This window comes from Pantoea sp. JZ29, from assembly GCF_035190385.1.
GTDB classification, from domain to species: domain Bacteria; phylum Pseudomonadota; class Gammaproteobacteria; order Enterobacterales; family Enterobacteriaceae; genus Pantoea; species Pantoea stewartii.
Window position 1 is genome coordinate 3685359 of sequence record NZ_CP045241.1, and the last position, 20714, is coordinate 3706072.

The following is a 20714-nucleotide window of genomic DNA, read 5'->3' on the forward strand; positions in this document are numbered from 1 at the left end:
TCAACGGCTGTCAGGGCAACCGTCGCGCCCGGTCAGGGGCAATTATTTCTTATTGTCTTTTACTTCTTCGAATTCAGCATCGACCACATCGTCATCTTTCTTCGCTGACGCATCGTGGGCATCCGCTGCACCCGCCTGAGACTGCTGTGCGGCTTCCATCAGTTTGCTGGAAACTTCCATCAGCGCCTGCATTTTGGCATCGATCTCTGCTTTATCTTCGCCTTTCAGCGCCGTTTCCAGCGCGCTCAGCGCCGCTTCGATTGGGGCTTTGTCATCCGCTGACAGTTTGTCTCCCACTTCATCCAGCTGCTTACGTGTGCTGTGAGCGATCTGGTCACCCTGGTTGCGGGTCTGCACCAGCTCTTCGAACTTACGGTCAGATTCCGCGTTCGCTTCAGCATCACGCACCATTTTCGCAATCTCGTCCTCGTTCAGGCCGGAAGACGCTTTAATGGTGATCTTCTGCTCTTTACCGCTGTTTTTGTCCTTCGCTGATACGTGCAGAATACCATCCGCATCAATGTCGAAGGTCACTTCGATCTGCGGCATACCGCGTGGCGCAGGCTGAATGCCGTCCAGGTTAAACTGGCCCAGTGACTTGTTGTCGCTGGCACGCTTACGCTCACCCTGCAGCACGTGAATCGTCACCGCAGACTGGTTGTCTTCTGCCGTCGAGAACACCTGGCTGTGCTTGGTTGGGATGGTGGTGTTCTTGCTGATCAGCGAAGTCATCACGCCGCCCATGGTTTCGATACCCAGTGACAGCGGAGTCACGTCCAGCAGCAGAACGTCTTTCACGTCGCCACCTAACACACCGCCCTGTACCGCAGCACCGACCGCCACCGCTTCATCCGGGTTCACGTCTTTACGTGGCTCTTTGCCAAAGAACTCAGTCACTTTAGCCTGAACCAGTGGCATACGTGTCTGACCACCCACCAGGATAACGTCGTTGATGTCCGAAACGGACAGGCCTGCATCCTGCAGTGCGACTTTCAGCGGCTCGATAGAGCGCGCAACCAGATCTTCAACCAGCGACTCCAGTTTAGAACGGGTCACTTTGATGTTCAGGTGTTTAGGACCGGTAGCATCCGCCGTAATGTACGGCAGGTTAACATCGGTCTGCTGCGCAGAAGACAGCTCGATCTTGGCTTTCTCGGCCGCTTCTTTCAGGCGCTGCATCGCCAGTGGATCGTTGTGCAGATCGATGCCCTGGTCTTTCTTAAATTCTGCCACCAGATAGTTGATCAGGCGGCTGTCGAAGTCTTCACCACCCAGGTGCGTATCACCGTTGGTTGCCAGAACTTCAAAGGTCTTTTCGCCATCAACGTCGTCGATTTCGATGATAGAGATATCGAAGGTGCCGCCACCCAGGTCATAAACTGCGATGGTGCGGTTGCCCTGGCCTTTATCCAGGCCATACGCCAGCGCCGCTGCCGTCGGTTCGTTGATGATACGTTTGACTTCCAGACCTGCGATACGGCCAGCATCTTTGGTTGCCTGACGCTGAGCATCGTTGAAGTAAGCCGGAACGGTGATAACCGCTTCAGTTACGGGCTCACCCAGGAAATCTTCAGCCGTTTTCTTCATTTTTTTCAGCACTTCCGCAGAAATCTGCGGCGGTGCCATTTTCTGGCCTTTCACTTCCAGCCATGCGTCGCCGTTATCAGCACCCACAATTTTGTAAGGCATGATTTTGATATCACGCTGTACTTCTTCGTCCTGGAAGCGACGGCCAATCAGACGCTTGATCGCAAACAGGGTATTCTGCGGGTTGGTCACAGCCTGACGTTTAGCCGGTTGTCCGACCAGAGTTTCACCATCCTGTGTGTAAGCGATGATCGAAGGCGTGGTGCGATCGCCTTCGGCGTTCTCAAGCACACGCGCTTTGGTGCCGTCCATGACCGCAACACAAGAGTTGGTTGTACCCAGGTCAATACCAATAATCTTACCCATCTAAACATCTCCCACTTAAATTCGTTGCCAGTTTGGGTTGTGAACCTTTTATGTGGGCAGGTTGATGACATTCAACCCGACCTCACATGCTTTTTTTTCCAACGTCCACAACGCTCGATGACAAGTAAATGGGGTCGCTTAGAAGCGCATCAAGGGTTAAATGAAAAAAAATTTTCAACGGCCGCTCAGGCTGCCTTAACCAAGATAATAAACTGACGCGCTCCCTGATGAGAGTGCGGCAAAATGCCGCCTCGAAACAGTCCACGTTTCGGTTCTGTTCATCCATACAATGGGCAGTCCGGGTACGGTACGCTTTTATCTGGCGCAGGGCGCGGCGGCGAGCATCAGACTGCACGCCGCGGCTGGCAGAGAAAAAGAAAGCGCGGAGCCGGGCTCCGCGTACAGGGTTCAGGCCTGCTTGATGCCTTTACTCAGGCAAGGCTCGTGGCTGATATCCTGTCTCAGCCAGACGCTGACGATCAGTCCCACCAGCGCCAGCGCCATGACATACCAGCCAGGCGCCAGGGGAGACACATTCATTAGCAATGTTACGCAAATCGGCGTCAGCCCGCCAAACACCGCATAGGAAAGGTTGTAGGAAAAAGACAGGCCGGTGAAGCGAACCTCGGCGGGGAACGCGCGCACCATGACAAAGGGCACAATCCCGACAACACCCACGCTAAGACCTGCCAGCCCGTAAAGCAAAAACAGGTAATCAGGATGCTGCGGTGCCAGCGAATAGAACAGCCCGCTGCACAGTGCGAGCAATACGCTTCCTGTGCTTAATGTCCGGCTGGTACCGAAGCGGTCCACCAGCAGTCCGGATACGATACAGCCCACACACAGCATAATAATCGCAATGCTGTTGGCTTTTAAGGTCAGCGCCGGCGCCATTCCATGCTGTTTCTGCAACCAGACCGGTGCCATCAAAATCACCACAACGATACAGGCCGACAGCATCCAGGTCAGCAGAATTGAAATCGCTACCGATTTTCGATGTTTCATGACCACGGTTTTCAGCGGCAGTTCCTGCGCCAGCGTTTTGCGCTGCTGCATCTCCACGAAAACCGGCGTTTCATGCAGCCAGCGGCGTAAATACATGGCGCCTAAGCCAAACGCCCCGCCCAGAAAGAAAGGAATGCGCCAGCCGCCATCGTGAATCGCCTGTTGCGTCAGCGTTGTATTAATTAAGGTTGCCACCACCGATCCCAACAGGATGCCAATCGTCAGTCCGGCGGTCAGCGTGCCGCAGGCAATACCAATGCGTTTGTAAGGTACATGCTCCGCCACAAACACCCATGCACCAGGCACTTCACCACCGATAGCCGCCCCCTGCAGCATGCGCAGAAGCAGCATCAACAGCGGCGCGGCAAGACCAATCGACGACCAGGTGGGCAACGCGCCCATTGCCAGGGTGGGTAAGGCCATCAGCAATATGCTCAGGCTGAACATTTTTTTACGGCCCACTTTGTCGCCAAAGTGCGCCATGATGATGCCACCAAGCGGACGCGCCAGATAACCCGCGGCAAAAATGGCGAACGTCTGTAACTGGCGAAGCCAGTCGGGGATATCGGCGGGAAAGAAGAGTTCACCGATAACGGCGGCGAAAAAAACGAAGATGATAAAGTCGTAAAATTCCAGCGCGCCACCCAGCGCAGCCAGTGCCAGCGTTTTATAGTCCTGAGGTTTCAGGCGCGGCGTCTCAAGTGTGGTCATAGGCGTCCAGAGATAAAGAGAACGGTTGTAAAGCTGTGCTTACTATACCGTCAATTTATCACCACACCAGCCAGGCTGTAGCTTATTCCTGAAAAGCAGAATATTTAGTTATTTATCTCACGTATGGCGCTTTTTGGGCGAAAAGCTGCTACACATTCCGCGTGGGTTTCGACATAAGGTCCGTCGAGCAACTGTAAACAATAAGGTACAGCTGCAAAAATACCTGGGACCAGGACGTTGCCCTGCGCGTCTTTCAGCCCCTCCAGCGTTTCTTTAATGGATTTCGGCTGACCGGGCAGGTTAAGGATCAGGGATTGTTTACGAATCACGCCCACCTGGCGCGATAAAATCGCGGTCGGCACAAACTTCAGGCTGATTTGCCGCATCTGCTCGCCAAATCCTGGCATCTCGCGATCGGCCACCGCTAACGTCGCATCCGGCGTCACATCACGACGTGCCGGACCGGTTCCACCGGTGGTCAGCACCAGATGACAGAAGCGTTCGTCCACCAGCTCGCAAATGGCCTGCTCAATCATGGGCTGCTCATCCGGGACCAGTCGCGTTTCCAGTTCAAAAGGCGTGCTGATCGCACCGCTCAGCCAGGCTTCCAGAGCCGGAATGCCCTGATCCTGATAAATGCCGTTCGCTGCGCGATCGGAAACCGAGATCAATCCGATACGTAATGTGTTCATGATGTTGTTCGCTGTGGTTTACCGCAGTGCGGTGATAAGGAAAGGACGTAGTGAAAAGAATAACAAACCGTGACGGAAAGGGAAAACCGTGGCGACGGTGCCGCCACGGTGAACGATTACAGCATTTCTGCCAGCATCTTCTCAAGTTTGCCCTGGTCGATGGCAAAGTTGCGGATACCTTCCGCCAGCTTGGTCACCGCCATCGGATCCTGGTTGTGCTGCCACAGGAACTCTGACTCGGTCATTTTCTCCGGACGCGCTTTCACTTCACCGCTGTAGCTCAGCTTACGCTCCAGCGTGCCCTCGCTTTCAGCCAGCTCCTTCAGCAGCGCAGGTGAAATGGTCAGACGGTCACAGCCAGCCAGCTCAATGATTTCACCGACGTTACGGAAGCTTGCCCCCATAACCACCGTTTCATAACCGTGTTGCTTGTAGTAGTTATAGATTTCAGAGACGGATACCACGCCTGGATCTTCGTGTGGCGCGTACTCTTTTTTGTCGGTGTTCGCTTTGTACCAGTCGAGGATACGGCCTACAAAAGGCGAAATCAGATACACGCCCGCTTCCGCACAGGCACGCGCCTGGGCGAAGGAGAACAGCAGCGTCAGGTTACAGTTGATGCCTTCTTTTTCCAGCTGTTCTGCTGCACGAATACCCTGCCAGGTTGACGCCAGTTTGATCAGGATACGATCGTTGCTGATACCGGCATCGTTATAGAGTTTGATCAGGCTGCGTGCCTTGGCAATGCTGGCTTCTGTGTCGTAAGAAAGACGCGCATCCACTTCGGTCGAAATGCGGCCCGGGACCAGTTTAAGGATTTCCAGACCAATGTTTACGGCCAGTTTGTCAGAGACCAGTTGCAGTTGTTGCTCTTTATCGTTGCTCTGCTGACGTGCCCACGCGATCGCTTCATCAATCAGTTTACGGTATTCAGGGATTTGAGCAGCGTTAAGAATCAGAGAAGGGTTGGTGGTGGCATCCTGGGGTTGATACAGCTTCATCGCTGCGATATCACCGGTGTCGGCCACTACGGTGGTCAGTTGACGCAGGGAGGTCAGTTTGTCCGTCATGTTCTTTTCTCTTAGTTAACTGTCAGGGTGATAAAAGGCTGTTGGGATAATATCACGCGGCAACGGCGGTGCAAGGTCGGGGAATGCCGTTTACGATAGCGCGAACGAATGGGAGTGATTTGCCGATCCTTGCGGCTTTTTTGCTACACTCGCAGCAACAATGACTGGCTCTCCCCTTTCTGAAAGGGACTTACTGAGGACGCGACGATGTTGATGGTGATCTCGCCCGCCAAAACGCTGGATTATGAAAGCCCCCTGGCCACGCAGCACTTTACCCAACCTGCCCTGTTAGAAAAGTCACAACAGTTGATTCAGATTGCGCGTACGCTGTCGCCTGCGCAGATCGCGTCATTAATGAGTATCAGCGATAAACTGGCCCATCTGAACGCCGAACGTTTCAACAGCTGGCATCCCGACTTCAGCCTGGACAATGCCCGTCAGGCTATTCTGGCGTTCAAAGGCGATGTCTACACCGGTTTGCAGGCTGAAACCTTTAGCGAACACGATTTCGACTTTGCGCAGCAACATCTGCGGATGCTGTCGGGCTTATACGGTTTACTGCGTCCGCTGGATCTGATGCAGCCGTATCGCCTGGAGATGGGCATCAAGCTGGCGAATCCGGCAGGCCAGGATCTTTACAGCTTCTGGGGCGACCTGCTCACTGAAAAACTGAATGAAGCCCTTGCCCGCCAGGGCGATGACGTATTGATTAATCTGGCGTCAGACGAATACTTCAAAGCGATCAAACCGAAAAAGCTGCAGGCGCGCCTGATCAAGCCGGTGTTTCTGGATGAGAAAAACGGCAAATATAAAGTCATCAGTTTCTATGCGAAGAAGGCCCGGGGATTGATGAGCCGCTTTATTATTCAGCAGCGCCTGACCCAACCTGAGCAGTTAACCCGGTTTGACCTTGAGGGTTATCGGTTTGCAGCAGAGGAAAGCAGAGACAACGAACTGGTGTTTAAACGCGCCGAACAGTAAACCTGCCCGACGCGCGACGGAATGCAGGAAGGTGGCACGAGCCACCTTTCTTTTATTTCAGCAAAAAGGCACGCAGTGAGGCAAAATCTGCCTTCATGGTATGCGACAGCAACGGCAGATCGGCACGCTCTGCCAGTTCAGTCGGCAGCGCCAGCTTCTGCTCCAGAATACTTTCCACGCTCTCCAGGAACTTCGCCGGGTGCGCCGTGCCAAGGAATAAGCCGTACTCGCCGTCCTGTAACTGGTCACGCAGCAAGCGCCAGGCAATCGCCGCGTGCGGCTCTGATACGTAACCCAGTTTCGCCAGATCACGCATCGCTTCGCCCGTCACCGCGTCGGATACCGCGCCGTAGGCTAAATCACTCAGGCGCCAGGTTTTGCGACGGAACAGCTCCTCAACGCGCGGCCAGTTATTCGGCTGGCTCACATCCATGGCGTTCGACAATGTCGCGACGGTCGCGTTAGGCTGCCATTCGCCGTTGCCAAGAAAGCGCGGCACCGTGTCATTGGCATTCGTTGCCGCAATAAACCGCTTGATCGGCAGCCCAAGTGACTTCGCCAGCAGACCTGCCGTCAAATCACCAAAGTTGCCACTTGGTACAGAGACGACCAGTTGATTACGTTTTTCCTGCGGCAGCTGCGCGACGGCTTCAAAGTAATAACAAATCTGCGCCAGCAGACGGCTGATGTTGATGGAGTTGGCTGAGTTCAGGCCGATAGCTTTCTTCAGTTCCTGATCATCAAAGGCCTGTTTGACCAATGCCTGGCAGGCATCAAAATCGCCGTCAATCGCAATGGTTTCAATGTTGCCGCCCAGCGTACAGAACAATTTCTCCTGCAACGGGCTGATTTTCCCCTGCGGATACAGGATCACGACGCGCACATTTTCCATGCCGTAAAACGCATGGGCGACGGCGGCACCGGTATCGCCAGAGGTTGCCGTCAGAATCGTGATCTGCTCATCTGAACCACTTACATAGGACAGCATCTGCGCCATAAAACGGCCGCCAAAGTCTTTGAACGCCAGGGTTGGGCCGTGGAACAGTTCAAGACAGGCGACATCATCGGTCACCGCTTTGATCGGTGCCGGAAAGGTAAAGGCCGTTTTCAGGCGTTCAGTCAGGTGCGCCGCCGGCACTTCGTCGCCAATATAGGCAGAGAGGATTTTGCTGCTGCGTGTAACAAAATCCATCTCCAGCATGGCATCGATGTCGGTCAGTTCAAATTCAGGCAGCTCAAGCGGGAAAAACAGCCCTTGCTGTGAACCCAGACCTTGTTTCACCGCCTGGGCGAAGCTGACCTGCTCGTTATGATCCTTAAGATTGTAGAGTTTCATGCGTTATCCCAGTTTACGTGCGCCAGCCGTATCAAGACGGCAGATATGGACGAAGCCTTCATCGTTCTGCAGATAGTGCTGGCTCAGCCAGTCGGCCATCTGCTGTGCCGTTTCCATCTGGTTGCAAATGGCAAAGAGCGTGGGGCCAGAGCCCGAAATACCGCAGGCCAGCGCCCCGATATCCTGAGCAGCCTGACGTGCCTGGGCAAAGCCCGGTAACAGCTGAGTCCGGTACGGCTCAGCAATCACATCCTGCATCAGTTTAGCCGCCAGCGCGGGTTGGCGCGTATGGCAGGCATGAATGAATCCGGCCAGCAGTCGGCCGTGCTTGATGCAGTCCTGCTTCGCGTACTGCGCCGGTAAAATCGCCCGCGCCTCCGCTGTTGACACTTTGATGCCCGGATAGGCCATCACCCACAGCCAGTCGTCAAAGCCTGGCACCGCCTGGGTAATGATCCCATTTTCCTCGATCATCAGTTGAATACCGCCAAGGAAGCACGGCGCGACATTATCGTAATGTACGCTACCGGAAATGCGCCCTTCCAGCTCCCCCATTAACGTCAGGAGCTGGTTGTCATCCAGCGGTTTGCCACAAAATTCGTTCATGGCCATCAGACCCGCAACCACGGAACAGGCGCTGGAGCCCAGCCCCGAGCCTATAGGCATGTTTTTTTCCAGCGTGATCGCCACCGGCACGCTTTTGCCAATGGCTTCGCAGAACCGCTCCCAGCACTGATAAACGATATTCTCTTTAGGATCGCTGGGCAGTTTACTGACAAAGCGGCCAGTATTGCTCAGGCTAAAGCTGTCGGCCGCCTCGACCGAGACGCAATCTCCCAGCAATGAACCATCCACTGGCGAGACCGCCGCGCCCAGCACATCAAAGCCCACGCTGACATTGCCTATTGAGGCCGGCGCATGAATTTTTACCATCATTACACTCCCAACTTCCACGACAGTGTGCGCAGCAGATCGGCGAACACGCCCGCTGCTGTCACGTCATTTCCTGCACCGTATCCGCGCAACACCAACGGAATGGGCTGATAATAGCGGCTGTAAAAAGCCAGTGCATTCTCACCGTTTTTCACTTTAAAAAGCGGATCGTTACTGTCTACTGCCTCGATCTTGACTTTGCACGCCCCACCTTCTTCGATCACGCCGACCAGACGCAACACTTTGCCCGCCTCACGCGCCTGCGCCACTCGGGCGGCAATCGCCGCATCGACGTCGGGCAGTTGCTGCATAAACTGCTCAACATCGGCGATGGCGGTCAGGTGCGCTGGCAGCAACGGCTCAATCTCAATGTCGTGCATTTCGTGTTGATAGCCGGCTTCGCGGGCCAGAATGAGCAGCTTACGCGCGACATCCGTGCCGGATAAATCGTCACGCGGATCCGGCTCAGTGAATCCCATTTCGCGCGCCATGCGCGTGGCCTCCGACAGCGAGACACCTTCATCCAGTTTGCCAAAAATATACGACAGCGATCCCGACAGAATACCGGAGAAGCGGATCAATTCATCGCCTGCATTCAGCAAATTTTGCAAATTTTCAATGACGGGCAAACCGGCGCCCACGTTAGTGTCGTACAGGAACTTACGGCGCGATCCGGCAGCGGCGGCGCGCATCTTTTGGTAATATTCCCATGACGCGGTATTCGCCTTTTTATTCGGCGTCACTACGTGGAAGCCCTCAGCCAGGAAATCCGCGTACTGGTCGGCCACCGCCTGACTTGATGTGCAGTCCACAATGACCGGATTGAGCAAATGATACTCTTTTACCAGACGAATTAAGCGTCCCAGATTGAACGGCTCTTTGGCCTGCTCCATCTCGCCTTTCCAGTTACTGAGATCAATACCGTGTACATTGGTTAACAGCGCACGGGAATTGGCGATACCGCATACGCGCAAGTCGATATGCTTCTGTTTGAGCCAGGCCTGCTGGCGATGCAACTGATCCAGCAGCGCGCCGCCCACACCGCCAACGCCCACCACGAAGACTTCAATCACCTGATCGGTGGCAAACAGCATCTGGTGCACCACGCGAACACCGGTGGTGGCGTCGTCATTGTTTACCACGACGGAAATCGATCGTTCAGACGAACCCTGAGCAATCGCAATGATATTGATATTGGCCCGCGCCAGCGCAGAGAAGAACTTGGCTGAAATCCCGCGCAGGGTACGCATTCCGTCACCCACGACCGAGATCACCGCCAGATTTTCGATAACGTCCAGCGCATCCAGCAGACCATCTTTCAGTTCAAGATAGAATTCGTCCTCCAGCACGCGACGGGCGCGGGCCTGCTCGCTCTGAGGAACGCAGAAGCTGATGCTGTATTCAGACGAAGACTGGGTAATGAGCACCACAGAAATGCCGGTGCGCGACATGGTGGCAAAGACGCGGGCCGCCATGCCCACCATGCCTTTCATGCCCGGGCCGGAGACGTTAAACATCGCCATATTGTTCAGGTTGGTGATGCCTTTGACCGGATACTCATCCTGCTCGCCGTTGCCGCTAATCAGCGTACCTGGCGCCTGGGGATTGGCCGTGTTTTTGATCAGGCAAGGGATTTGAAACTGCGCGATAGGTGCGATAGTGCGAGGATGCAGAACTTTGGCCCCGAAATAGGACAGCTCCATTGCTTCCTGGTAAGACATGGATTTGAGCAGGCGCGCGTCCGGAACCTGGCGGGGATCGCAGGTATAAACCCCGTCCACATCGGTCCAGATCTCACAGCAATCGGCCCGCAGGCAGGCCGCCAGCACCGCCGCTGAATAGTCAGAACCGTTGCGGCCCAGCACCACAAGTTCACCGCGTTCGTTACCGGCGGTGAAACCGGCCATCAAGATCATGTTTTCTGTTGGGATCTGACTGGCTTCAATGCGGCGGGTTGACTCGGCGATATCCACGGTTGATTCCAGATAATGACCGATGGCCAGCAGTTTTTCGACCGGGTCGATCACGCTGACGCCATAGCCACGGGCTTCTAACAGCTTTTCCATAATGGCAATGGAGAGCTTCTCGCCCCGACAGATAATGGCCGCATTGACGCTGTCAGGGCACTGTCCTAACAGGCTGATGCCGTGCAGAACCTGTTTAAGTTGCGCAAATTCGCTGTCAACACGGCTCTTCAGCCCCTCATAGTCGAAACCGGGTTGTGCCTCGGCCAGCCCCTGCAGCAGTTCTGCGAAGATGCGCGTCGCATCACTCAAATTGGGCAACGCATCCTGACCGCTGATGGTTTTTTCAATCATCGCAACCAGGTGGTTGGTAATCTTTGCAGGTGCAGAAAGCACGGTAGCAACCTGTCCCTGTTGCGCATTACTTTCCAGAATATCGGCGACGCGCAGAAAACGCTCTGCATTGGCCACCGAGGTCCCACCGAATTTCAGCACTCGCATGATGTCAACTCTCCTGATTTTGAGTCAAAAAAAAACCCGCACTCGTGAGGTGCGGGCTTCTTTTTTTGTTTTTCCTGGATGCGTCAGCCCGCCCCGTTACCCATGGTAATGGTGGTGGTAATAATTGTGGTGTTCAGGCTGTGATTACGCATTCAGATTTATTTTCTGTCTGTCATTGATTGTCCGTCTGGTTCTAAGAAGTAAATCAAAGCGCACATCAAGTCAACGGTTTTATCCTTTGTGCAAAAAAAACTCGCCATGCTTAGCGTGTGATTGCAGGAAAAAAACCTGGCGAATCGTTTGGTATCGTGCGCTTAATTAACATCTGTCACTAAATAGTTACGCATTCCCCGAGGATTTCTCTGCGAGCTTTTTTTCCACATCATGTAACAGGCGATGCAGCATTGCACTGTCGCGCTGTTCCAGCAAACCAATACGCTGATTAATCCAGTCTGACATTTTGATGTCGTCGCTGACATCCAGTTGCTGGAGTAGCTGCGTCAGACGCTGGCGCAACGCATGCAATTGCTGCGCATCGGCAAGCGGCGTAACGGGTGCTGTGACCTGGTTAAGGGCCGCTAACTGATAACAGTACACCATCACCGCCTGCCCCAGGTTTAATGAAGGATAGTCCTGCGCCATAGGGATCCCGGTGAGCAGGTCAACCTGATCCAGTTCCTCGTTGGTCAGCCCACTGTCTTCGCGACCAAACACCAGCGCCATGCTGTTTACCCACTGCCGCTTTTCAAGCAACCGGGCTTCAACCTGCTGGGGCGTGGCGTAGTAACGGAACCTGGCGCGACTGCGCGCGGTGGTGGCGACGGAAAAATCGATATCCGCCAGCGCATCAGCCAGCGTAGCAAATGTTTTCACGTTATCCAGGATGTCCCCCGCGCCGTGCGCCACACGGCGTGCAGCCGGGTCCTGCCAGGCATCGCTGGCGACAATGCGCAGTTCACTAAAACCCATGGTTTTCATGGCACGGGCTGCTGCGCCGATATTTTCCGGCCGGGCGGGCGAGACGAGGATAAGAGGAAAAAGCATGATCATTCCATCAGTAAATGTAGACGGTGCAGTGTAACATGTAGCGTGATATTAAGAGGTATAAGCTTTGAGGTTAACACCCTGAAATACATGTTAAAACACGTTAAAAAAAGCCATTGCGTCCTTTTTTACCATAAAGTGCACATTATCAGAAACTTCAAAATAAAAGCCTTTCAATTCAGCCCCCTGTGATAGTAAGTTTCTAACATCCCGTTTTGTGCTGTGCTGTGCCTGTCGGTACAAAAATGACGTGTAATCGCCTTCTGCGTCAATTTTTCGGGATGTTTTTCACAGAAATGTTAACGTGCTACAATTGCATTTGATATAAGTCAACGAAGCGTTGTTTTTATGCTTAGCAGTTGTTGTTATTGCTGTTAGGTTGCTGTTAAGACAGTTAGTATATGTTTCAATTTATTATTCCGCAGGGCATGGAATTGTCGTTACGGCTGGCTGAGCGAACACGGTTGTTGACCTTGATAAAAGCTTATCACAATGACTTTCGTACAACGGTTCAGCAAAGCTTGCCGTTCTCCGCACTGGAGAGCACCTAACCGCTGTACGCCCTGTTTTCAATTTAGTTGGCAAAATTAGGTAGCTAAACATGCAGACCCCGCACATTCTCATCGTTGAAGACGAACTGGTCACGCGTAATACCCTCAAAAGTATTTTTGAGGCGGAAGGTTATGTCGTGTATGAAGCGACCGATGGTGCAGAAATGCATCAGGTATTGACCGACAATGATGTCAACCTGGTTATCATGGACATCAACCTGCCGGGCAAAAACGGCCTGTTACTGGCGCGTGAACTGCGTGAGCAAGCTAATGTGGCATTAATGTTCCTGACAGGACGCGATAACGAAGTTGATAAGATCCTTGGACTGGAAATTGGCGCAGACGACTACATCACGAAGCCATTTAATCCGCGTGAGTTAACTATTCGTGCACGTAATCTGCTGTTACGCACCATGAACTTACCGCTGCCTAATGAAGAGCGTCGTCAGGTCGAGAGCTATAAGTTCAACGGCTGGGAGCTGGATATCAACAGCCGTTCATTGATCAATCCCAACGGTGAGCAGTACAAACTGCCGCGCAGTGAGTTCCGCGCCATGCTGCACTTCTGCGAAAATCCCGGCAAAATTCAGACCCGTGCTGATTTGCTGAAAAAAATGACCGGACGCGACCTGAAACCTCACGATCGTACCGTTGACGTCACCATCCGCCGTATTCGTAAACATTTCGAATCCACACCGGATACGCCAGAAATCATCGCTACCATTCACGGTGAAGGCTATCGTTTCTGCGGTGACCTGCAAGAGTAACTGCTTCAGAAAAACGCCCTTTCGGGCGTTTTTTTATGCGTTAATGCCAGGGCATAATCGGCACGGCACTCAGCGCATTTTTCGGCGAACCATCCACCACCTTATCCGAATACGCCAGGTAGACCAGCGCATTGCGCTTGCTGTCAAAGAAGCGAACAACCTGCAACTTCTTAAAAATCAGGGAAGTACGCTGGCGAAACACAACGTCACCCTGCGCTTTTCCTTTGGCGATCTTATCACTTAACTCAATCGGTCCGGTTTGCTGACAGGAAATAGCGGCGTCAGACGTGTCCTCTGCGAGTCCCAGTCCGCCCTTAATCCCGCCCGTTTTCGCCCGACTGATATAGCAGGTTACATTTTTAACATCAGGATCATCGAACGCTTCCACCACAATTTTGTGGTCCGGCCCAAACATCTTAAATACGGTATCGACCGAGCCGATCTCTTCGGCCAGCAGCGAACTGGAAAATAGCAGACCGGCGAAGGTGGCGATCGCAAGACGAGTTATTGTCATGAGTTACCATTGCAAATGTAATAGATGAGCATGTAATGTACTGTCAATTGATACAATAACCAATGCAAAAAGGGTATAAACTCCCGCGTTAGTGAATAGTACAACTACCCCAATCAAAGCCGATCACGTCTTTACGCTATAAGTACTATTATTCGTCGACTTCATTTAGCTGCGCCACCAGAGTATGAGGATGTTTTATGGACCAAGCCGGTATCATTCGCGATTTGCTTGCCTGGCTGGAGAGCCATTTGGATCAACCCCTTTCACTGGATAACGTTTCCATTAAGGCAGGTTATTCTAAATGGCATCTACAACGGATGTTCAAAGATGTCACCGGGCACGCCATCGGCGCTTACATCCGGGCACGGCGTCTTTCTAAAGCCGCCGTCGCGCTTCGCCTGACCAGTCGCCCGATTCTTGATATCGCCTTACAGTATCGGTTCGATTCCCAGCAGACCTTTACGCGTGCCTTTAAAAAGCAGTTTAATCAAACCCCTGCATGGTATCGCCGTTCATCTGACTGGAACTCCTTCGGCATTCGCCCACCGATTCGCCTGGGCAATGACACGCTGCCGGAACACCAGTTCGTTACGCTGCCGGAAACCGTACTGTTTGGTCAGACACAGAGCTACACCTGCACGCTGGAACAAATTTCCAAATATCGTGATGAAATGCGCCTCCACTTCTGGCGGCAGTTTCTGCTGGAAACGGATACGGTGCCGCCAGTGCTTTACGGTCTGCACCAGGTCCGTGCCAGTCATGAAAAGGATGATGAGCAGGAGATTCTGTATACCACGGCGGTGCCTGTGGACAGCGCAACGAATATGCACTCCGGGCAGAACGTCAGCCTGGAAGCAGGCGACTATGTGCAGTTCAACTATGCAGGTCCCCGCGTAGATTTGCAGGAATTTATCCTGTTACTGTATGGCACCTGCATGCCGACACTGGGACTGACTCGCCGTCAGGGCCAGGATATTGAACGTTTTATTACCCATGGCGGAAAGAAACGGACCGAACCCCCAGCAGATATTAAGTGCGAGTATCTGATCCCGATTCGCCGTTAATCGCGTTTGTGATTATGCCGTCGCGATGACGGCATAATCTGTCAACTTACCGCTGGAGTTCGTCCAGCGCGGGCTCGTCAAGATGCGAAATATCTCCCGCGGTTTCGACCACCCAGCCCGCTGCCAGCCAGGCGCTTTGTTGATGATCAACGCGGGAAATCGAACAGTTACGCAGACGAAGACGACGTTCCGCATACGCAGGCAATCCCAGAATGGTGCTCACCAGCACGCCCAGCGCCATACCATGGCTGACAATCAAGGGGCGGCTGCCAGCCGGTAACGCCAGGCAGGCATTCAGGGCATCCTGCATACGCTGCGCCAGTTCTGTCATGGATTCGCCCTGCGGAATACGGCCACCCTCAGTGCCGTTAACCAGCGACGCGCGCCAGCCCTCTTCTTCCGCACTCAACTCGTCCAGCAGGCGTTTTTCCAGCACGCCCATATTCAGTTCGCGCAGGCGGGCGTCAAAGGTGACATCGCAGCCGCAGGCATCGGCAATGATTTCTGCCGTACGTCGGGTACGTCCTAAGTCGCTGGAAATGATATGGGTGATACCTGCGTGTTTAATCCGTTCACCGACCTGACGGGCCTGGTGCTCGCCTTTTGCCGTCAGCGGACTGTCGGAGTGCCCTTGAATGCGGCGTTCTGCATTCCATACCGTTTCACCGTGACGAACAAGATAGACCTGTAGCATGCGTAGTTTCCGTTATACTGCGACCAAAATCGCCTTTATTACCTGAGGGTTCAATTAATTATGTACCATGTCGTCGCAGCTACCACCAATCCAGCGAAGATTCGTGCGATTGCTCAGGCATTCAACGACGTTTTCGGCGAGGGATCCTGCCATACAGAAGGGGTGGAGGTCGAGAGCGGCGTGGCAGCACAGCCCCTCTCTAATCTTGAAACCCGCACCGGCGCACGTCAGCGCGTCATGAATGCCCGTCAGGTTCGCCCGGAAGCCGATTTTTGGGTCGCGATTGAAGCAGGCATTGAAGAAGAGAGTGCGTTTGCCTGGATAGTGGTGGAAAACCACAAGCAGCGGGGTGAATCACGTTCAGCCAGCTTTACGCTGCCGCCGCCCGTGATGGCGGGTTTACGTGAAGGCCGTGAACTGGGCGACGAGATGGCGCGCCTGACCGGCATAGAAAACATTAAACACAAAGGCGGTGCGATAGGCACGTTAACCCATGGTCTGCTCAGCCGCTCCAGTGTGTATCATCAGGCGTTAATTCTGGCGCTCTGCCCGTTTACACATCCTTATTACGCGTAATCGACTCCGGGTGGCGCAATTGGGCCTCCAGCCAGCGCTTGAGTGCGGGAGGCGCCTCTTTCAGGCTGTTCGATCCCCGGGTGATGGTCGCGATGCCGACGCCAAGCTCATTTTTCAACTCACGCTGGCTCATGTCGCCGTTCAGCAGCGATTCGATGATACGCAGACGTGTGCCAAAGGCTTCTCGCTCATCGGGCGTCATCATGAGTTGCAGGAGCGGTAACGCATGCTGGTCGGCAAACGCCTGCTGAATCAGATCAACAAAACGTAGCCAGTTCGACTCCGCAGCCTGTTCAGTTTCGGGTGGCACAGCAGGTTGGTTCATGAGAGGGCTTCCGTACTCACTAAAGAGTACGGAAGCTTAACACAGCTAGTAACGGCGATTCCACTCAGCATCTGACAGGATCTTGTCAGGCTGGCCCAGGAAGTAGCGATAGTAGGCATCATAAGCCAGCACATTCTTCACGTAACCCCGCGTTTCGGAAAACGGAATGGTTTCGATGAAGGCGACGGCACTCAGATTGCCCGCGGTGCTGTTTTGCCAGGTCCGTACGCGACCGGGCCCGGCGTTGTAGGCCGCCGAGGCGAAGATCCGGTTCTTATCAAACTGCTGATAGACATAATCCAGATACTGCGTGCCAATCTGGATATTGGTTTGCGGATCGAACAGCTGAGACGGATTCACATAGCCAGGAATGCTAAACATCTTCACGGTATGCGTGGCGGTGGCGGGCATAATTTGCATCAGGCCACTCGCACCGACCGGGGAACGCGCTTTCGGGTTCCACGCACTTTCCTGACGGGAAATCGCCATCGCATAGCTCTGCGGAATGGTTTTCCCCTGTGTGTTCTGCTTATACAGATCCTGCCATGCCAGCGGGAAACGTTCTTTCAGGCTGTCCCACATTTTTGCGGTGATGGTGGCCTGTACGCTGAGATCCCACCAGTCCTGCTCGCTTGCGTAACGCGCCAGCATCTGCTGCTGGACATGGGTTTTGCTGTTAATCAGGTTGGCCCATTCGCTTCGCGCCAGATTATCCAGCCCCCAGTACATCAGCTCGCGTACCCGGGCCAGCTCGGGCCCCTGTATCGTGGCGCTGTCGGGTTTCGGTGCGGCATCTACCTGCAGAGGATAATTCACGCCCAGACGCTGTGCAGCCACCATCGGGTAAAAGCCGCGTGACGTCATCAGTTTGCGCAGAATCTCATCGGCTTCTTCTTTGCGATCTTTGGAATAGAGCAGATCGGCCTGCCAGTATTGCCATTCGTCTTTCTCTTTCGCTTCTACCGGCAGACGGGCAATCCAGGTATTCAGGCCACGACGGTCATTTTCACTCAGCGCCAGGCGGACGCGCCGCTCCAGCAAGGCAGTTGATTCGCTGTTCATCACCACCGCATCGCGCCAGCGCGCTTGCTCAGAAGTCAGATCGCTGCCCATCATGCGCCAGACCACAATCTCCTTCAGCGCCTGTTCATCCTCCGGCCCCATTTTTTGCGCCCGGACCAGTTCGGGAATCATGCTGCGGGCATTTTCCATATCGGCACGCGCCACACGGGCGAAGGCAAAGATAGTGGCCTGGCGCGTAAAGTCGGTGGCGCCAACGCTGTTGGCAAAAGTCGTTACGGACTGGGGATCTTTCTGCAGCGTCAGTAAGGCATCCGACATCGTCTTATAATCAGCGGGCAGCATCTTCGCCAGATAGCTGACCAGGCTGTCATTGCCCGCTTTCATCGCCAGACGAATGCGTTCCAGCACCGTAATAGGCGAGAGCTGCCCTGAGGCCTGCCAGACTGAAAACAGCTTGTCACAGTCATTCGGCAAGGCGGTGCCGCGCAGCCAAATCGCTTTTGCGCCCGCAAAGGCCGCCTGCTGCTGACCGGTAGACCATTTTGCGTAATACCAGTTGCAGCGCGCCTGCACCGGCGTCGGTTCATCCGGACTGAAATTCAGTACGCCTTGCCAGTCCTGACGATGGGCCAGCACGTTCACAAACCGTGTTTTCAGCGACCGTGCCGGGGGCAAGGTGGGGTACTTTTGAATGAAGTTCTGCACCGCCAGGCTGGTTTCCTGATCCAGATCCTGCGCCAGCAAACGGTATTCTAAGTAGGGATAAAGCGGATAATCCTGCAGCGTCGGTAACAGTTGATCGACTGTCGCCATCTGGTTACTGTCCCACGCCTGTTTAATCTGTTGATATCGTTGCCGTTGTTGATCAAGCGAATCAGCCCATGCGCTGCCGGCCATGCTCACCAGGCAGAACCCTATCATCCCGTTACGCCACTTCTCCACGTAAATCTCCTCTGTTGCTGGGCCCTGGCAGGGTGCCAGACGTTATTCATGCTAACCAGGGGAAGCCACTCTTGCCATGTTCTTCACAAAATTTACCTTTGCGCAGGCGTGGCGCACCGCGATGTCACACGTTCTGCGCTACGGCTGTGCATTTTATCATCACATAAACTTATGGCATGCCGCTTTATCTCTTTGATTCATCAAGTTAAAAATCTGGCACAGCCTTTGCTCTGTTGAATGCCATCTTGTATACCAGTTGGAATTTATTGCATGGCTTCAACATCTGGCTTGACCCTTAGCGAATGGCAGCAACGCGCCCGGCAGCACCCACAGCAGCTTCACACGTTGCTGGCAACCCACCTGGCGGAACAGGAACCCAGTGATAATGCCTGGATCTGTCTTGCCAGTCCGGCGCAGCTCGAAGCACAAATCACGCCGCTTCTGGCACGCTATCAGCAGGATCCCGACGCGCTTCCTTTGTTCGGTGTGCCGTTCGCGGTCAAAGACAATATTGATGTCGCAGGCTGGCCGACCACCGCCGCCTGCCCGGCGTTTAGCTACACCGCTGAAGAGGATGCCTTTGTGGTGGCGCGTCTGAAAGCAGCAGGTGCGGTGGTCATCGGCAAAACCAACCTTGATCAGTTTGCAACCGGCCTGGTGGGCACACGGTCACCTTATGGCGCGGTGTGTAATACCTTTGATCCGGATTTTGTCAGTGGCGGATCCAGTTCCGGATCGGCCTCGGTACTGGCGCGTGGCCTGGTGGCTTTCTCACTCGGCACTGACACCGCCGGGTCAGGTCGGGTGCCGGCAGGGTTTAACAATATTGTCGGCCTGAAACCGACAAAGGGCTGGTTCTCTGCCCGTGGTGTGGTCCCGGCCTGTCGCCTGAACGATACGATTTCGGTGTTTGCGCTGACGGTTGAAGACGCCTTTACCGTGGCCAGCCTGGCCGGTGGCTACGACGAGAAAGACGCCTATTCGCGCGTAAATCCCCGTACGGCACCGGCAGGCATGAAAGCCCGTCCTGATTTCGCCATTCCGGCTACACCGGAATTTTACGATGATGCCGCCGCCGAAGCCGCCTGGGATGCCGCGCTCAGCGCACTGAAGGCGACCGGCGCGACGCTGCATCCCATTGACTTTACCCCTTTCCGCCAGCTCGCCGAGCAGCTTTATCAGGGTCCGTGGGTCGCCGAGCGCACCGTCGCCGTAGGCGAGATGCTTAACCAGCCAGAGAACATGGATCCGGTGGTCCACGGCATTGTGGCGAATGGCCTGAAGTACAGCGCCGTGGATGCCTGGCAGGCCGAATACCAGCGTGCCGAACTGGCCCGGCACATTCAGCAGGTTCTGGCCTCGTTTGATGCGCTGGTGGTGCCCACCTCGCCCACCATTTACACGCTGGACGAAATGCAGCAGGAGCCGGTGCCGTATAACGCGCATTTTGGCACTTATACCAACTTCACTAATCTGGCCGATCTTGCTGCACTGGCCCTGCCCGCCCCGTTCAGAAACGACGACCTGCCGGCGGGCATTACGCTCATCGCTCCCGCCTGGCATGACCGCGCGCTGGCGCAGTTTGGACTGCGCTGGCAGCAGGCTCTGGCCCTGCCTCTCGGCGCAACCGGCCTGCCACTGCCGCCCTCCCCGATGGCGCTTCCTCCATCCCACGATCATGTTCGTGTGGCCGTCGTCGGCGCACACCTGACCGGGATGGCCCTTAATTTCCAGCTCACCACGCGTCAGGCCGTTCTGGTGGAAGAGACGCAGACCGCCAGCCAGTATCGTCTGTTTGCCTTATTAGAGGGTCCGATTAAGAAACCCGGCCTGATGCGCACAGAACAGGGGGCGGCCATTACCGTTGAACTCTGGGATATCCCGCTGGCGCGCTTCGGTGAGTTTGTGGCGGAAATCCCTGCCCCACTGGGCATTGGCAATCTGACGCTTGCCGATGGACGTGTGGTGAAAGGCTTTATTTGTGAAGGTGCAGCGCTAACCGGCGCGCTGGAAATCACTGAATTTGGCGGCTGGCGTAACTGGCTTGCCTCGCCTGGGAGTAACTAAT

18 protein-coding genes and 1 other annotated feature are annotated in these 20714 nt (G+C 54.5%); of the genes, 5 read left to right on the forward strand and 13 right to left on the reverse strand.

From position 1 onward, the window contains the following. Positions 1 to 42 precede the first annotated feature (42 nt). From dnaK to tal, 4 genes are all read right to left on the reverse strand, one after another. Entirely contained in the window at positions 43 to 1953 is a 1911-nt protein-coding gene (dnaK, locus tag GC090_RS17130) for a molecular chaperone DnaK (RefSeq protein WP_164482935.1), read from the reverse strand. 408 nt (positions 1954 to 2361) lie between these two features. Then, entirely contained in the window at positions 2362 to 3669 is a 1308-nt protein-coding gene (locus tag GC090_RS17135; protein WP_324020517.1) for an MFS transporter, read from the reverse strand. Between the two features lie 104 nt (positions 3670 to 3773). Next, on the reverse strand, positions 3774 to 4361 hold the full coding sequence (gene mog / locus GC090_RS17140) for a molybdopterin adenylyltransferase (protein ID WP_006117627.1): 588 nt from the start codon (positions 4359 to 4361) through the stop codon (positions 3774 to 3776). A 116-nt stretch (positions 4362 to 4477) separates the two neighbouring features. Next, a complete protein-coding gene (tal, locus tag GC090_RS17145; RefSeq protein ID WP_033740221.1) occupies positions 4478 to 5431 on the reverse strand; it encodes a transaldolase in 954 nt (317 codons plus the stop codon). Positions 5432 to 5638: 207 nt separating this feature from the next. Between tal and yaaA the strand changes: the two genes are divergently transcribed. Beyond that, positions 5639 to 6412 (forward strand): peroxide stress protein YaaA, encoded by a 774-nt coding sequence (gene yaaA / locus GC090_RS17150; RefSeq protein WP_054634518.1) that lies wholly within the window; start codon positions 5639 to 5641, stop codon positions 6410 to 6412. Positions 6413 to 6464: 52 nt separating this feature from the next. Here the strand turns inward: yaaA and thrC are convergent, their stop codons facing one another. The 5 genes from thrC to GC090_RS17170 form a co-directional block, all read right to left on the reverse strand. Continuing rightward, complete coding sequence (thrC, locus tag GC090_RS17155) at positions 6465 to 7748, reverse strand: threonine synthase (RefSeq protein ID WP_324020519.1); 1284 nt, start codon at positions 7746 to 7748, stop codon at positions 6465 to 6467. A 3-nt stretch (positions 7749 to 7751) separates the two neighbouring features. Further along, positions 7752 to 8681, reverse strand: a complete 930-nt coding sequence (gene thrB / locus GC090_RS17160) for a homoserine kinase (RefSeq protein WP_006117623.1) — start codon at positions 8679 to 8681, stop codon at positions 7752 to 7754. Between the two features lie 2 nt (positions 8682 to 8683). Continuing rightward, a complete protein-coding gene (thrA, locus tag GC090_RS17165) occupies positions 8684 to 11146 on the reverse strand; it encodes a bifunctional aspartate kinase/homoserine dehydrogenase I (protein ID WP_033740220.1) in 2463 nt (820 codons plus the stop codon). A 25-nt stretch (positions 11147 to 11171) separates the two neighbouring features. Then, positions 11172 to 11291: a sequence feature (Thr leader region), on the reverse strand. Then, complete coding sequence (gene thrL, locus GC090_RS23280) at positions 11230 to 11298, reverse strand: thr operon leader peptide (protein WP_071988721.1); 69 nt, start codon at positions 11296 to 11298, stop codon at positions 11230 to 11232. It overlaps the preceding feature by 62 nt. A gap of 187 nt (positions 11299 to 11485) precedes the next feature. Continuing rightward, entirely contained in the window at positions 11486 to 12190 is a 705-nt protein-coding gene (locus GC090_RS17170) for a tRNA/rRNA methyltransferase (RefSeq protein WP_006117621.1), read from the reverse strand. 601 nt (positions 12191 to 12791) lie between these two features. Between GC090_RS17170 and arcA the strand changes: the two genes are divergently transcribed. Further along, entirely contained in the window at positions 12792 to 13508 is a 717-nt protein-coding gene (gene arcA / locus GC090_RS17175; protein ID WP_006117620.1) for a two-component system response regulator ArcA, read from the forward strand. A gap of 40 nt (positions 13509 to 13548) precedes the next feature. Here arcA and creA read toward each other — a convergent pair whose 3' ends face one another. Beyond that, on the reverse strand, positions 13549 to 14022 hold the full coding sequence (gene creA, locus GC090_RS17180) for a protein CreA (protein ID WP_039338781.1): 474 nt from the start codon (positions 14020 to 14022) through the stop codon (positions 13549 to 13551). 197 nt (positions 14023 to 14219) lie between these two features. Here creA and robA point away from each other — a divergent pair, with 197 nt between their 5' ends. After that, the gene (robA, locus tag GC090_RS17185) at positions 14220 to 15086 is read left to right on the forward strand and encodes an MDR efflux pump AcrAB transcriptional activator RobA (RefSeq protein WP_006117617.1); all 867 of its coding nucleotides are present in this window, start codon (positions 14220 to 14222) and stop codon (positions 15084 to 15086) included. Between the two features lie 46 nt (positions 15087 to 15132). On the opposite strand, the gene gpmB is transcribed toward robA, so the two are convergent. Beyond that, a complete protein-coding gene (gene gpmB, locus GC090_RS17190) occupies positions 15133 to 15780 on the reverse strand; it encodes a 2,3-diphosphoglycerate-dependent phosphoglycerate mutase GpmB (protein ID WP_033740218.1) in 648 nt (215 codons plus the stop codon). 60 nt (positions 15781 to 15840) lie between these two features. Between gpmB and yjjX the strand changes: the two genes are divergently transcribed. Then, positions 15841 to 16356 carry an inosine/xanthosine triphosphatase gene (yjjX, locus tag GC090_RS17195; RefSeq protein ID WP_006117615.1) on the forward strand — a complete coding sequence of 172 codons (516 nt, stop codon included), beginning with the start codon at positions 15841 to 15843 and terminating at the stop codon, positions 16354 to 16356. Here the strand turns inward: yjjX and trpR are convergent. Further along, entirely contained in the window at positions 16334 to 16681 is a 348-nt protein-coding gene (gene trpR, locus GC090_RS17200; protein WP_033740217.1) for a trp operon repressor, read from the reverse strand. The two genes, yjjX and trpR, sit on opposite strands and share 23 nt — an antisense overlap. 45 nt (positions 16682 to 16726) lie before the next feature. Beyond that, positions 16727 to 18646, reverse strand: coding sequence for a murein transglycosylase (sltY, locus tag GC090_RS17205; protein ID WP_054634519.1), 1920 nt, complete (start codon positions 18644 to 18646; stop codon positions 16727 to 16729). Between the two features lie 270 nt (positions 18647 to 18916). Here sltY and atzF point away from each other — a divergent pair, with 270 nt between their 5' ends. After that, positions 18917 to 20713: an allophanate hydrolase gene (atzF, locus tag GC090_RS17210; protein ID WP_324020528.1), complete on the forward strand. Its 1797-nt coding sequence runs from the start codon at positions 18917 to 18919 to the stop codon at positions 20711 to 20713. The last annotated feature ends 1 nt before the right edge of the window (position 20714 follow it).

What these genes read in the sequence shown, in the direction of transcription:
- arcA (WP_006117620.1), top strand. Translation starts at nt 12,792, where the DNA reads ATGCAGACCCCGCACATTCTCATCGTTGAAGACGAACTGGTCACGCGT.
- mog (WP_006117627.1), bottom strand. Translation starts at nt 4,361, where the DNA reads ATGAACACATTACGTATCGGATTGATCTCGGTTTCCGATCGCGCAGCG.
- trpR (WP_033740217.1), bottom strand. Translation starts at nt 16,681, where the DNA reads ATGAACCAACCTGCTGTGCCACCCGAAACTGAACAGGCTGCGGAGTCG.
- robA (WP_006117617.1), top strand. Translation starts at nt 14,220, where the DNA reads ATGGACCAAGCCGGTATCATTCGCGATTTGCTTGCCTGGCTGGAGAGC.
- GC090_RS17135 (WP_324020517.1), bottom strand. Translation starts at nt 3,669, where the DNA reads ATGACCACACTTGAGACGCCGCGCCTGAAACCTCAGGACTATAAAACG.
- creA (WP_039338781.1), bottom strand. Translation starts at nt 14,022, where the DNA reads ATGACAATAACTCGTCTTGCGATCGCCACCTTCGCCGGTCTGCTATTT.
- thrB (WP_006117623.1), bottom strand. Translation starts at nt 8,681, where the DNA reads ATGGTAAAAATTCATGCGCCGGCCTCAATAGGCAATGTCAGCGTGGGC.
- tal (WP_033740221.1), bottom strand. Translation starts at nt 5,431, where the DNA reads ATGACGGACAAACTGACCTCCCTGCGTCAACTGACCACCGTAGTGGCC.
- GC090_RS17170 (WP_006117621.1), bottom strand. Translation starts at nt 12,190, where the DNA reads ATGCTTTTTCCTCTTATCCTCGTCTCGCCCGCCCGGCCGGAAAATATC.
- yaaA (WP_054634518.1), top strand. Translation starts at nt 5,639, where the DNA reads ATGTTGATGGTGATCTCGCCCGCCAAAACGCTGGATTATGAAAGCCCC.
- gpmB (WP_033740218.1), bottom strand. Translation starts at nt 15,780, where the DNA reads ATGCTACAGGTCTATCTTGTTCGTCACGGTGAAACGGTATGGAATGCA.
- dnaK (WP_164482935.1), bottom strand. Translation starts at nt 1,953, where the DNA reads ATGGGTAAGATTATTGGTATTGACCTGGGTACAACCAACTCTTGTGTT.
- atzF (WP_324020528.1), top strand. Translation starts at nt 18,917, where the DNA reads ATGGCTTCAACATCTGGCTTGACCCTTAGCGAATGGCAGCAACGCGCC.
- thrC (WP_324020519.1), bottom strand. Translation starts at nt 7,748, where the DNA reads ATGAAACTCTACAATCTTAAGGATCATAACGAGCAGGTCAGCTTCGCC.
- yjjX (WP_006117615.1), top strand. Translation starts at nt 15,841, where the DNA reads ATGTACCATGTCGTCGCAGCTACCACCAATCCAGCGAAGATTCGTGCG.
- thrA (WP_033740220.1), bottom strand. Translation starts at nt 11,146, where the DNA reads ATGCGAGTGCTGAAATTCGGTGGGACCTCGGTGGCCAATGCAGAGCGT.